The sequence below is a fragment of the Acinetobacter sp. ANC_7682 genome (assembly GCF_056779795.1).
The window spans coordinates 40,398-54,285 of sequence record NZ_JBWYIQ010000011.1 but is presented as its reverse complement, the minus strand read 5'-3'; the positions used below and the strand labels follow the sequence as shown (position 1 = coordinate 54,285).

The window sequence follows — 13,888 nt, the reverse complement described above, 5'->3', positions numbered from 1 at the left end:
ACCATAGAAAGCCTTTATGCAAATCAGTCAAAGTTTAAATATTGTTACGTTGAGAAAAACTGCCTTTTTATTTATCTGCAGTTGTCTGTTTCTTTTACCGATCAATAGCTTTGCAAAAACTATCCTTATTCTTGGTGATAGTTTAAGTGCTGGTTACGGCGTACCCACCGAGAAAGGTTGGGTCAATCTTTTGCAAAAACGTCTTGATCAACAGTATCCGAAACAACATCGAGTGGTCAATGCAAGTGTCAGTGGTGAAACAAGCAGTGGTGCATTAGCACGTTTGCCTAAATTGCTACAAACACACAAACCAGATATTGTCGTAATTGAATTGGGAGGTAATGACGGTTTACGAGGTCAACCTCCAAAAATGATTCAACAAAACCTAACTCGATTAGTTCAATTGAGCCAAAAATCTAATGCCAAAGTACTCATATTTGGCATGAAGATTCCTCCAAACTATGGCTCAGCGTATAGCAAAGCCTTTGAAAATAATTATAAAGTTGTGAGCCAGCAATTTAATGTGAAGTTGCTCCCTTTTTTTCTAGAAGGTGTTGCTGGAAATAATAAACTCATGCAAAAAGATCTGATTCATCCTAATGAACAAGCTCAACCTAAACTCTTAAATAATGCATATCCTTATATTAAAGGCGCTCTATAAAGTTATAGACATATAGATCCATAAATCCCAATCAATAAAAAAGCCAGCTTAAGCTGGCTTTTTTAAAATGCTGATATTAGAAGTCAAAGAATGTAACTTCACCTGTTTCAAGTGAGTATTCTGCACCTACAACTTTTAATTTACCTTGTGCAATCAAGTTTTCCAACACCGCAGAACCATGGCGCAACTGGTTAACTGAAGCAAAAACATTTGAGCGAACCGCGTGTACTGAAAGCTTTTTCAAATCATCTTTTAACTCAGTTTGCATTAAAATTTCGACTGATGGACGTACGCGATTGACAATAGACATCAAATTAACAGATGGCGGTTGTTGAGGATTACGTAATGCTTCAATCGTTGAGTCGATTGCGCCGCAATGTGTATGACCCAATACAATCACTAAAGGACAATTAAAACTTTCGGCTGCAAACTCCACACTTCCAACTTGAGATGGAGCTACGATATTGCCTGCTACACGAATAACAAATAAATCACCTAAGCCCTGATCAAAAACCATTTCAGCTGGAACACGTGAATCAGAACATCCTAATACAATCGCAAATGGCTCTTGAGTTTCAGCCATCTGAGCACGCTCATGATGCGTCAATAATCGTTGATGCTTGGTTTGACCTTCAACAAAACGTTGATTACCAATTTTTAAATGTTCTAAAGCTTCTTGTGCAGTTAGCATCTTGTATCCATGGTTTATCAAGGTTTGAGGTAATTTTAATACTGTGCTTTTTGATTGTCACTGACAAAATTTAAACTCTGTTACAATTTTTGTTAATTGCTAAAAATATCTTCAATTTCTTCAAATCTGATGATTATGATCATTCCTTACTAAACACTTTAGCAGCTGATTCAGCGCTTAAATTTATGTTTTTGAAGTAAAACTTATTTAAATCGAGAATCAATTATCACAAAAATAGGATTTATTTTTTACTTTTAACTACTACTTTATAAAAGTCACTTGATTATAATGTCGCCCTGTTTTAAGGGATTTCACCTGCATGTTTGTTCATCTTCCTTTACCCACATTAAAGCATCAACATTTATTTTGCATTTTACTCACGTTAATGCTCAGCCTCGGCATCTCATCTACCCGAGCAAATACTGTTGAATTCATCGACTATCAAAAAGTTTTAAATGAAGAACGTGCTTGGGCAGGACTATCCAATAAAACAATTCGCGTCGGTGATGTTGTGTGGTCTTATAGCGAAGGTGGTCCTGCTGATCGACCTGCCTTACTGTTAATTCATGGTATAGGCATGAACCGAGACAGTTGGAATCATGTAGCTCGGAATCTCACACAGCAATATCGCGTCATTATCGTTGACTTGCCTGGAAGTGGACAAACGCTAACACCGAAGGGATTTGACTTATCACTTCCTCATCTGACTGAACAGTTACGTCGTTTTGCAGAAGCATTACGCATTGAAAACCAGCTTAATCTAGCGGGTCACTCTGTCGGTGGATCAATCGGACTGATGTATGCTGCTAAATATCCTCAAGAAATGAAAAGTTTATTTCTGATCAGTGCCGGTGGATTATTCAGAAGCAACAAAACATTCTTCCTCAATAACCCAATTTATTTAAAGCAGCTTTTAATCTCACAACCTGGTGACTTGAATTATGTTTCTAGGAGAGTCATGCATAAAGCTCCCTTCGTACCCAGTTTAATCAAGAAACAACAAGAGCAAGCACTTATTCAACGCGCGGCGGATACATCTGAGCTGATTCATCAGCTTGTAAAACTCAATCAACAGTACACCGTTGAATCATTTGCTCAATTGTTAAAAAATATTGAGGTTGAAACATTGATTTTGTGGGGAAAACAAGATCAGATAGTAAATGTTGAAGTTGCACATGAATTAGGGACCGCCTTAAAAAAAGCACATCCCCCTATTCTATTAGATCAAATTGGTCATACACCTATCGTAGAAACACCTGATCTTGTGGCGCAACATTACTTAAGTTTTTTAAATAAGATGAATACCGTTAAAACGTCATCGTCAAATTAAGGATATTGAGAATTTTCATGGAAAAAAATCCTAAAATCGAACAGTTGATTGAGGCACATTTGGCATTTCTTGATCATGAATTTTCTCAAGATGACACCATTGAAAATGAATTTTTATATTTTTATCAATGGTTTCGAAAACAACCTTTAAGGCAAATTTGGTCTTTCGAGGCGATTAATGCACTGCTTCAAAAACAAATTCTGAATACACCTACAACTGATTCTCTCATTCAACAGATTGCGGAGCATATTCGATTTGCGTTGGTTCACCCGCTTAATGAAACGACTCAAATCGAAGATATTATCTCGGTTCACACCATTGATCGAATTGCACTTTATATTTCATCTAAAAGTGCTCACCGCCAAGCTCTAATTAAACGTATTGTGAACAATCCCGCATTTTCGAGTATGCTCACCGAGTTAATCCATCATTCTATTCAGGATTATATTGATAATTCAGTGATGAATAAAAAAGTACCCGGTGTCGGCCGCTTTATGAAAATGGGGAAATCAGTTCTTGAAAGTGTCACTGATTCAAATCTTGATGATACGGTCAAACATTATCTTCAAAAAAATATTATCAAGATCAGTCAAATTAGCGAACAAGTGATTAACCAACACTTTGATGATAATAAGCTATACCACTTTCAAGCCAATCTTTGGCACAAAATAAAGCAAGTCCCACTCTCTGCTGTTAAAAACTATGTTGAGATCAATGATCTACCAAATACTGTGGCAATGGGACATGATATTTGGGACAACCTCCGTCAAACTGAATATCTAAAGCAACAAGTACACGATGGTATTTACACGTGGTATTGCCATAATCAAGACCGCTCTTTTGATCTGATCATGCAAGATATCAATATCAACGAAAGCCTTGTTCAAAATGAATTAAGTGCTCTACTCTGCCCCGTAATTAAGCATATGATTTCTAGTGAACACCTTAAACAACGTGCACGTGTATATCTTGAAAAATTCTACTATTCTGAATCTGCACTAAGTATTCTCACATCTTAATTATAAAACCGCTCCTTAGAGCGGTTTATTAGAAATATGTCGTCGGTATTTGAATCTGAATTTGATGCTCACTCAGCCATGAATTGAGACGTTCTATTTTACGTAGGTCCTTTGATTTTCTATGCTCGCTTATAGGGTAGATATAATGGCAATTCATCAATAAAAATATACTCTCAACAAGTAGTTTTAAATTTTGCTGAAAACAAGGAAGGTGATGTAACTGTTGAAAAGTTTTAGAACCTGTTCTTAAACTTTCAATAATTGCACTGATCACCTCCTTCGGAGCTTGAATTGGGCCAATTGATGTTTTTAAATTAATATTATCCAATCGCTCATTGTTAAGAATAAGATCTAATCTAATCTTATGTAAAATTCCTAAATGGTCTTCAAAACGGTAATTCACTGATTTTTTTTGAAACAAATCCATACGCTGCTTTGAATCCCGAGCAATATCTTTTAGATACTCTTTTGTATTCGAAATATTCACATCTGATATCAACTGTTGCAAGTCGACTGGAATGCTAAGAGAATCTAAGTTTTCAGTTGGAACTGCACTCCCAATATATGATAGATCAGCTTCGATCTTTAAAATCTCATGTACATCTACACTATAAAGGGGTTGCCAATAATTAGTTAAAAGTTCGTGAGCGAGATAATTGGTATCATTTTTTAATGTATTCACAATTCCTTGTATTTTGTCATATCCAATAAAAGCGCCTCTCCGATTTAATTCACTCACTAGTGCTGTAGACAATTCAATACTTTGAGCAGATTGCTGAGACGTATTTTTATCAACCAAGTTAAAGATTTTTTGAATAGGCTGTAAAGTAGCGGATCCAGGAAAGCACATATAGTGTAAATAGAATAGCCCTTGGTCCTTTAAAGATTTATCTAGAATCTGCCTAATAAAATATTGATTGTGTTCAGAAACCCAAGAATACACTCCATGACAGACAATGAAATCAAACACTTCATTATTATTTTTGTTAAATTTTTCAAAGTCTATATTTAAGAATCTTATATTGCTTAACTGTAAGGATTGAGCAAGCTCTGTAGCTCGTTGTATGTGTTTGTCATTAAAATCCACTCCGACAAACTCAGCGTGCGGATTTGCAATTGCTGCCACAATCAAGTTAAGACCACAACCACAACCTAACTCTAAATATCGAAAATTTTGAGATATATCTGGCGCTATATAACCTTGAAATTGGCTGATTGTACTCAGCCAAATTGGCTGCATCTCTGGATAAAAAAACATAGGATAGATGGTGTCAACCACATAGCCATCGACGCGCTTCATTATTTTCCTTCTAAACTCGACTATTCAAAGCTTGGAGTGAGATTCTCGCTCTCACTCCAAGCACAAGACATTAAAACTTATAATTCAAGGCAAAGCTGTAACGTCGACCATCAAGCACCCAATCATTTCCATCTTTCAGTACATTTTTGTTTGCAACATTATATACACCAGTAGATAGCTGGAATTGGTCACTATACTTATACACAGCTCCAACATCTACAAATGTATAAGCTGGTGTTTTATCTCCATCGGTATCACCCACTGTTTTGCCACGATAATTCAATTGAGTCCATAAATACAATTGATCATTAAAGTCCCAATCCAAGCCTGCATTAAACATATGTTTAGGCAAATTATTCAATGGTTTACCTTCATACTGTCCAGATTTTTGCTCACTATCTGTGAATGTATAAGAGTGTCTATATTTTAAGTAATCTGTAATGTTGTAATCTGTGGTCAGTTCAAGCCCTCTAATTTCGGCCTTATCAATGTTATAGTTGAGTGTATAACCATTTGCGTTATATGGCAGATTAGGGTTGGACTGATAGAAAGCACTGCTATTAACGAAATCATTAATTTCAGATTGAGTGTAAGGCGGCTCACCGTCATTTTTTGGGGGAAGTCGACTACCATCTAAACGACCAGATCGAGTAATTTTATCGTTAAAGTCAGTTTGATAGACCATAAGACTTGCAGATAAACCCAATTCAGGATGAGTGAATGCAAAACCTGTTTCATACGTTAAACTGGTTTCTGGCTTTAAATTTGGGTTTGGCATAATTGCCCCGCCCATTGAGTTCAGCATGTAATCTGGAGAAGAATTACGTAAGCTCGGCGCTTTATAGCCTGAAATTACACCTCCTTTTAAAGTCACGTTGTCTGTAGCTTTATAAACTGCATATGCCTTTGGACTGAAATTATCACCAAAAAACTCATTTTCATCGAAACGACCACTTAAGGTTAGTGCTAACTTATCACTGACATTCCAAGTATCTTCTGCAAAAATAGACCATTGATATCGATCCATTTTAGTGACTTTACCAGCCATCGCTGCATTTTGGTTACTTGTACCATCTTCAAGATTTTCTTTTAAATATCGCCCGCCAATGGTCAGACTATGATCTTCGAAAAAGTACGTTCCTTGTGTATTGGCTGTGATAGTCTCAAATAAAATCCCACCTGGATTTTGAACTTTACCCACAGTACGCCCTGTAATTGCATTATTTTTATCTTTATCATATTGCAAGTAAGAAGTAAGTTTTAGATTGTCGTAATCACCATCATGAGTAAGACTAAAATTATTTTTTTCTAATTCGGAGTAAGTCCCTGTATTCGGTACGACATCTGAACGATAGATTAGCTCACCATCATCATTACGATTATTCGTATTATATGCTGGATAATAATTTCCATTAGATAGAACGAAATCTTTACCATCAATATCAACTTTAGGACCCGTTACTGAAACATACTGGGTATAACTTTTACCTGGGTTGTGTGTACGCTCTTGTTGAGTTCTTACATATTCAGCAGTGAGTGTGTTTTTTTCATCTGGTGTAAAAACAAACTTTGTACCTAGATTTGTTTTTTGAAAATCTGGTTCACTCTCACCTGTTTCGGCTGTATTTTTTTGTAATGAACTTTCTTCAATCGTTTGAAGACCAGCTGTAACTTGGACCGAAAGAAGCTTATCAATTAATGGTGCATTTACATACAAGCTGGTATTGGTTGCGTCGTTGTTAACGTCATTCGATTTACCAGCTTTGATATATTCTGTTCGAATACTTGCAGTCAAACGATCTTGATGCTTTTTAGTAATGATATTAATTACACCACCCATAGCATCAGAACCATATAGAGAGGATGACGGGCCTCGAATCACTTCAATACGTTCAATTGATTCTATTGGCGGTAAGAAGTTTACTGATGCTCCTTGAACCCCCCCATTTGTTGTTAAAAGACTACCATCATTCATTGGACGTCCATCTACTAAAAATAGGGTATAAGCTGATCCCATACCCCGAATGGAGATCGTCTGGTTCGTTCCACCGCCTTGTACAAATACACCTGGAACATTTTTCAATGCATCAGTTACATCACTATAAGATTTTTTTTCTAATTCTTCGGCAGTAATCACTGAAATCGTAGCAGCAGCATCCGCTATATTTTGCTCATAACCACTCGCTGAAGTTACGACAATTGTTTTTAACTTAGTTGTATCTTGTTTTGCATTAGTATCTTGACCAATTTGCTCTTGTGCAAAACTTGAAACCGACATGGTGGTTAGGACAGCAAACGCTAACTTAGATTTTAAAAATGTCTTTTGCATTGTGTAATTACCAAAGAATGTGTGGAGAGATCTTGTTCGAATTGTGTCGCATTGTAACAAATGATAATCACTTTGCAATAGATTATGATAACTATTCTCATTTATAGTTTTGTTTTTACATTTCAATTTTATTGATATTACTCATTTTATTCAGTTTTCAATAAAAAAAAGCCCCCTTTTAATGGGAGCTTTTCAAATCTGCTTTTGTAAATTTAAAGGCGACTTATTTCATATAAGCGCCTTCAGATTGACTGTGGTCTGTTTGATCCACGACACGTTGTAACTCTGGAATATGCTGTTTTAGCGTAACTTCAACACCTTGTTTAAGTGTCACATCAATCGCTGAACACCCTTGACAGCCACCACCAAATTTCAAGACCGCTGTTAAACCATGCTCAGCATCTTCAACCACTTCAACCAATGCACAGTTTCCACCATGCCCTGCTAAACCAGGGTTAATTTCTGACTGTAATACATAGGTTATACGTTCTTCAATCGATGCATCTGGACCTACACGTGGCACTTTCGAGTTAGGTGCACGGAAAGTCAACTGACCACCAAAGCGATCTTTGTTGTAATCAATCACTGCATCCAATAAGTATGGGATTGATGGTGTATCAATATATGCAGCAAATTTTGGATATTCTTGTTTATAGTCGGTTGGAACGACTTCATCTGGTGCACTATACGCCATGCAGCATTCAGCACGTGGTGTACCCGGATGTTCTACGAAAACACGTACCGCGATACCAGGAGTATTTTGCTTCTCTAAAAGTTCAAACAAATACTCTTGCGCAGTTGGTGTAATTAATAAATTTGGAATTTCTTCAGCAACTGCAGTGCTGGTGTTCTCAGTCGACATAACAATTTTTCCTCAAGCTGAAGACTCTATTTTAACTGAAGATCGGGGATAATATTTAAAATTCAACTAAATTTGTCAGAATTATTATATTAATAACAATTAAATTTAAAAAAATGGCATGATGAATAGAATTAAAGCAATTTATTCAATCTTATCCATATGCTTGATTTACCTTTTAATCATACTGTCACCATCGTTTTAATTACGGTTGCCATTTCACTGGTTGCATTTTCCAATCAAAATATTATGAATCGTTTGATTTTTTGGCCTCCAGCCATGCAGAAAGGTCAATACGATCGATTTATCACGCATGGTTTTATACATGCAGATGGAACACATCTACTGTTCAATATGATCACACTCTTTTTCTTTGGAAGTGTAATTGAGAGTTTTTATCGACAATACTTATATGAACTCGGATTTGTTCTGTTCTATTTAGGCGGTTTAATCGCGGCAATTATTCCAAGCTATTTAAAACATAAAAATGATCACCGCTGGGCAAGTCTAGGTGCCTCTGGAGCAGTATCAGCAGTCTTGTTTGCTTATATTTTATTTCAACCATGGAAACTGATATTTGTCTTCTTTATTCCAGTTCCAGCCATTATTTTTGCCGTGCTTTATGTTGCTTATAGTATTTGGTCAGGTAAACGTGGAAACAGTAACATCAACCACAGTGCACATTTATGGGGTGCAGCCTACGGTGTCGTGGTTACGATATTGATTGAACCTCAAATTATTCCACATTTCTTCAGCAAGTTGCTTCAACTACCGCTCTAATTCTTTGATCATTGCGGGGGCTTAAAACACTCCGCACAAATACCCTTAAATTCAAAGTTGATGCTGGTAAATAAATCAAAAACACAAATTCAACAATGATAATGATTATCATTTATATATTCATGTTAAGCTTTTATCAAACCTCGAGGTATTGATATGACTTACATTAAACTTCCATTGGCACTCATTCTTTCATTCAGCGCCTTTGTTTCATATGCTCAACCTGTTCAATTCACTTATCAAGATCAAACTATTCAACTTCAAAATACGCCACAGAAGCTGGCTGTTTACGAACTATCCGCGTTGGATACACTGAATGCTTTAGGTATTCAAGCATCAATCGTACCCGAAACTACTTTTGTTGGTGCTTTGAAAAAATTTAATGACAAACAATATGTAAAAGCTGGATCTTTATTTGAACCCAACCAAACCTTATTAAAAGAACAAAAGCCAGATCTCATCATTGTCGGCGGGCGTTCTGCTGCAAAATTAAATGAGGTCAGAAATATTGCACCTGCAATCAACCTCTGGCCTGATACTCAAAACTTCAATCAAGACCTGAAAAATCGCACACTTTTTTTAGCAAAAATGTTTAATAAGGAACAACTCGCACAATCTAAATTAGATCATGTCTATGCCCTTCAAGCACAACTTAAACAACTCACTAAAGGCAAATCCGGCCTGATGCTTTTTGCCATGGGTGAAAATTTTATACCGCATGCAAAGAATGAAAGATTTGGATTTACCTATGATATTTCTGGCTTAAAGTCAGTGGTGCCGCCTGCAGCACCTCAAGCCTCAAGTGCTCGACCTGCTCCAAACTCACCAGAAGCTCTTGCTGCCGCGCAACGCAATTTAGAGCGTCTAGTACAAGCAATAAAACAAAATCCTGATTTCATCATTGTGTTAGACCGTGGTGCTGTAAACACGCAAAACTATGCTGCGAAACAACATATTCAATCACATCCATTACTCAAGAATAGTCAAGCAGTCAAAGAGAATCGTGTCATCTTTGTTGATGCCGATGCCTGGTATTTAACGGGCGCTGGCTTAGATAACACTGCATTTATGTTAGAAGAATTGATCAATGGTATAAAAAATACTAAATAATTGATTTTATTTATAAAGGAAGTCTTAGGCTTCCTTTTTTTAGAAATATCTCGTAATAATTCAATCAATATCTGGTAATTAATGCCACCTAGATCATTAATTTTGTCAGGATAATGTAGGCATCCGCGAATTTATTCATTTTTTTTTGAGATTTTTTGCATGTCTAATCAACCTGATGGTTTACAATTTTCCTCTAACACGTCCTCTAAACCCAGCAGTTCAAAATCAGGCCAACGCATTGTCAGTGCGGCATTACAACAAATTCAGCCAGAATACGCTGATGCAGTTATCAATGAAAAGAATTGGCGCAAATCCTATCCGATTCATTTTAAACGGTTGGTAGAATGTGGGCTCTCATCACCTGAAGCTGCGCTGCGCATCGCTCATGATGGACTTCAACAAGCTTATGAAGAGTTTAGTTTTCAACGTGATCAACATACACACGCATTGAATGAAGTGATGAATCTTAAATCAACAGATTTAAATACCTACACACTTCAAGGAAACTCTACTGCTGAGCCGCAATGGTTTGTACCTTATCAGGGTAAAAATTTAGAAGGTCAAGCCCTACTCGAGCAAATTCAACTTTGGTTAGACCGAGGTATTATAGAAGCATCACATGCTCAGGCACTACAAGCGTGTGTGCAGCATCCAGAGTGGTTTGACCTTTCGGATCGAACAATGGTGCTGTTTGGTGCAGCTTCTGAAGCAGGGCCTTTACCTTGGCTAGCGAAATGGAAAGCCAATATCGTGGCGCTTGATTTAAATCATGAGCGAGTATGGACAAAGATTTTGAATACTGTTCTGCAAGGCAATGCGACCTTATACGCTCCAAGTGTCGAATCAATAGATTCATCTGCATCTATACGTGAAGCTGCAGAGCGTTTAGGCGTTAACTTATTAACAGATACCCCTGAGATTGCACATTGGCTCACCCAGTTTGATCGAGACTTAGATCTTGCCGCGATTGCGTATTTAGATGGCGAAAAGCACGTTCGTGTTTCTATGGCGATGGATGCCATTATGCAACATGTCAGCCAACAAAAATCCAATACCAGTTTAATGTATATGTGTACGCCCACTGACGTCTACGCTGTACCACAGGAAGTTATTCAAGGTGGATTAGATAAGTTTAAATCACGCTCTAAACTTGAAAATATTCTGTCCAAGAGTATTTCGACTGTCTCTCGTGATTATTTTTTCAAACAAAATGAAGAACGCTTATTTCAATGTCATGATAAACAGTATGGGATCTGCGACTGTCTTGTGGTTGAACAAGGTCCAAATTATGCGTTGGCGAAAAGGATTCAACAATGGCGCGCTACGTTAGCACGGTCACAAGGTCAACGTGTCAGCATTAATATTGCTCCATCGACCACTACACATTCGGTAACCAAAAACCCATTATTAAAAGCTGCTTTCAATGGTGCCAATTTGTTTGATGTTGAAGCATTTGAACCCGCGACGACCAATGCGATTATGGCTGCGTTGTGGATTCATGATTTGAGAAACCCACAGTCGGTTGCCAATCCTGACATCGCCCTCAATCATCCATTAGACTTAATCATGCATGGTGCTAATCATGGTGGATTATGGCGTGTAGCATATCTCGCACGCACCGCCCTACCATTTGCCGCATTATATGGTTTTGCTGAGGAAAAACTCCCCTTGAAAAAACTTTGGTCTAAATTCCAAAAATAAGCGTCATAAACAATTGATCATAAAAAAAGCGCTGATTGTTCAGCGCTTTTTTAGTCTTTAAGTATTGAATTCAATCAGGTGAACTGAAGGAACAACCAGAATAAACCACCTGATAAACAGATTGTTGCTGGCAGTGTGAAAATCCACGCTGATAAGATTGTGCGAACCATTTGGAAGTTTAAGCCCGACTTATTCGCAACCATCGTACCTGCTACAGCAGAGTTTAAAACGTGTGTTGTTGACACTGGCATACCAAAGCCATCAGCAGCAGCAATCGTTGACATTGCAACTAACTCTGCAGACATCCCCTGACCATAAGTCATGTGTTGTTTACCAATACGCTCACCAACGGTAACAACAATACGTTTCCAGCCTACCATCGTCCCTAGACCTAATGCCAATGCAGTCGCAACTTTCACCCATGTTGGAATGTATTGAAGGAATGAATCTAAGTTATCACGGTAGTTGTCCACTGTTTTTTCTTGCGCTTCAGTCATGGCAGGTAAAGCTTCTGCTTTATCTAAACGCTTGAATGCAGTCGTGCTGAGGTACATATCATTACGGAATTCAGCCACTTGATCTTCAGGAACATCTTTAATGGATGTGTAGTTTCCTACTTTTTCACCTAAATGATCCGTTAAACTTGCCAAAGCTGGCACAACTTCAGGCGTGATTTCTTTGGTTTGGATATATGACGTGATAATTTCACGCGCTTTTTCATCTGGAATATCTTGGTGATTTGGATAAATCAAATCAGCAGTTTGAGCAGATAACTGACCAAACGTTTGGATATGTTGTTGATCTAGACTCTTGTTTAAAGAGTATGCCAATGGCACGATCCCGATCAGAATCAACATAATCAGACCCATACCTTTTTGACCATCATTTGAGCCGTGTGCAAAACTTACACCAGTACACGTGAAAATCAAAATGGCACGAATAAGTGGCGGCGGCGGTTTATTCCCTTCCGGTGGTTGGAATAATTCCACTTGTTTCTTAAAGATTTTTTTAACCAATAAGAACAATACAGCCGCAAATGCAAAACCGATTAATGGTGAGAATAAAAGTGCTTTACCCACTTTCATCACCTGTTCCATGTCTACACCTGACGCACCATTACCTGCGTTTAAGATGTAGTTCATGATGCCCACACCTAAAATTGAACCGATCAGTGTATGAGAGCTAGAAGCAGGGATACCGAGGAACCAAGTTCCTAAGTTCCATACGATTGCGGCAATCAACATGGCAAAGACCATGGCAAAACCAGCACCTGAACCGACGTTCATAATCAATTCAACAGGCAATAGCGCGATAATACCGTAGGCAACTGCACCACTTGCGACCATTACGCCAAGGAAGTTACAGAAGCCTGCCCACATTACAGCGACAGGTGCAGATAAAGCGTTGGTATAAATAACTGTTGCCACAGCATTGGCCGTGTCATGGAAACCGTTAACGAACTCGAAACCCAATGCGATAAACAATGCCGTGGCCAACATGATCACAGCATAAAGATTTAAAGCAGGCACATGAGATAAATCAGCAGCCAACTGAAAACCAATGTAAATCAAGGTTGAAACAATCAGTGTAAGGAACACTGGCATAAAGAATTTCGGCGTTGGCACGTGAACATTCGTCGACTGCATAGGCGTTGACGATTGTGCTGAATCTGAAACTGGAGTTTGATTAGAATTCATGCAAGCAGAGAAAGAGGATAAATATCCCCTCTATTGTTCAATTTAATTATTACAATTATATGACAAAGAGCTGTCATATAAGTCATCCAAACGACACTTATTTAAGAAAATTAAACTTTAAAAACAACCAATATTCAAAATTTAACAATAATAATCAGATAGTTAATACAAAACCCTCGTCTTTAATCTTTATTTCAATCGGTAATTAAATAGATGAAATAAAGATGACATCACTGTCACATTTGTTACAACGGCAGTTATTATTACATTAGATTATGACAACATGATGAAATATAGACAGTTTCAGTTTTGATAGATTGATCATCGTAGTTGATGGATGAAATTCATCCTTAATTTTTTGGGAATAGGTTCATAAATTTTTATTTATCAGAAAAGTGGACGTAACTCTGC

General features: G+C 37.5%; 11 protein-coding genes. 6 read left to right on the top strand and 5 right to left on the bottom strand.

What is annotated here, in order from left to right:
* Nucleotides 1-16 precede the first annotated feature (16 nt).
* Nucleotides 17-661 carry an arylesterase gene (locus AC1M9D_RS06240; RefSeq protein WP_481586523.1) on the top strand — a complete coding sequence of 215 codons (645 nt, stop codon included), beginning with the start codon at nucleotides 17-19 and terminating at the stop codon, nucleotides 659-661.
* A 76-nt stretch (nucleotides 662-737) separates the two neighbouring features.
* Here the strand turns inward: AC1M9D_RS06240 and AC1M9D_RS06235 are convergent, their stop codons facing one another.
* Nucleotides 738-1,352 carry a carbonic anhydrase gene (locus AC1M9D_RS06235; RefSeq protein ID WP_481611742.1) on the bottom strand — a complete coding sequence of 205 codons (615 nt, stop codon included), beginning with the start codon at nucleotides 1,350-1,352 and terminating at the stop codon, nucleotides 738-740.
* 319 nt (nucleotides 1,353-1,671) lie between these two features.
* On the opposite strand from AC1M9D_RS06235, the gene AC1M9D_RS06230 reads away from it, so the two are divergent.
* Nucleotides 1,672-2,682, top strand: coding sequence for an alpha/beta fold hydrolase (locus AC1M9D_RS06230; RefSeq protein WP_481595816.1), 1,011 nt, complete (start codon nucleotides 1,672-1,674; stop codon nucleotides 2,680-2,682).
* A 17-nt stretch (nucleotides 2,683-2,699) separates the two neighbouring features.
* Nucleotides 2,700-3,701: a hypothetical protein gene (locus AC1M9D_RS06225; protein ID WP_481611741.1), complete on the top strand. Its 1,002-nt coding sequence runs from the start codon at nucleotides 2,700-2,702 to the stop codon at nucleotides 3,699-3,701.
* 28 nt (nucleotides 3,702-3,729) lie between these two features.
* Here the strand turns inward: AC1M9D_RS06225 and AC1M9D_RS06220 are convergent, their stop codons facing one another.
* From AC1M9D_RS06220 to nfuA, 3 genes are all read right to left on the bottom strand, one after another.
* Nucleotides 3,730-5,001: a class I SAM-dependent methyltransferase gene (locus tag AC1M9D_RS06220; protein WP_481594414.1), complete on the bottom strand. Its 1,272-nt coding sequence runs from the start codon at nucleotides 4,999-5,001 to the stop codon at nucleotides 3,730-3,732.
* A gap of 70 nt (nucleotides 5,002-5,071) precedes the next feature.
* A complete protein-coding gene (locus tag AC1M9D_RS06215) occupies nucleotides 5,072-7,330 on the bottom strand; it encodes a TonB-dependent receptor domain-containing protein (protein ID WP_481611740.1) in 2,259 nt (752 codons plus the stop codon).
* Between the two features lie 223 nt (nucleotides 7,331-7,553).
* Complete coding sequence (gene nfuA, locus AC1M9D_RS06210) at nucleotides 7,554-8,192, bottom strand: Fe-S biogenesis protein NfuA (RefSeq protein WP_035269609.1); 639 nt, start codon at nucleotides 8,190-8,192, stop codon at nucleotides 7,554-7,556.
* 159 nt (nucleotides 8,193-8,351) lie between these two features.
* Here nfuA and AC1M9D_RS06205 point away from each other — a divergent pair, with 159 nt between their 5' ends.
* The 3 genes from AC1M9D_RS06205 (at nucleotide 8,352) to AC1M9D_RS06195 (ending at nucleotide 11,780) form a co-directional block, all read left to right on the top strand.
* A complete protein-coding gene (locus tag AC1M9D_RS06205; protein ID WP_035269610.1) occupies nucleotides 8,352-8,969 on the top strand; it encodes a rhomboid family intramembrane serine protease in 618 nt (205 codons plus the stop codon).
* 156 nt (nucleotides 8,970-9,125) lie between these two features.
* A complete protein-coding gene (locus AC1M9D_RS06200) occupies nucleotides 9,126-10,079 on the top strand; it encodes an ABC transporter substrate-binding protein (protein ID WP_481611739.1) in 954 nt (317 codons plus the stop codon).
* Nucleotides 10,080-10,238: 159 nt separating this feature from the next.
* Entirely contained in the window at nucleotides 10,239-11,780 is a 1,542-nt protein-coding gene (locus tag AC1M9D_RS06195; protein ID WP_481611738.1) for a hypothetical protein, read from the top strand.
* A 74-nt stretch (nucleotides 11,781-11,854) separates the two neighbouring features.
* Here the strand turns inward: AC1M9D_RS06195 and AC1M9D_RS06190 are convergent, their stop codons facing one another.
* Nucleotides 11,855-13,477, bottom strand: a complete 1,623-nt coding sequence (locus AC1M9D_RS06190; protein WP_481611737.1) for an inorganic phosphate transporter — start codon at nucleotides 13,475-13,477, stop codon at nucleotides 11,855-11,857.
* Between the last annotated feature and the right edge of the window lie 411 nt (nucleotides 13,478-13,888).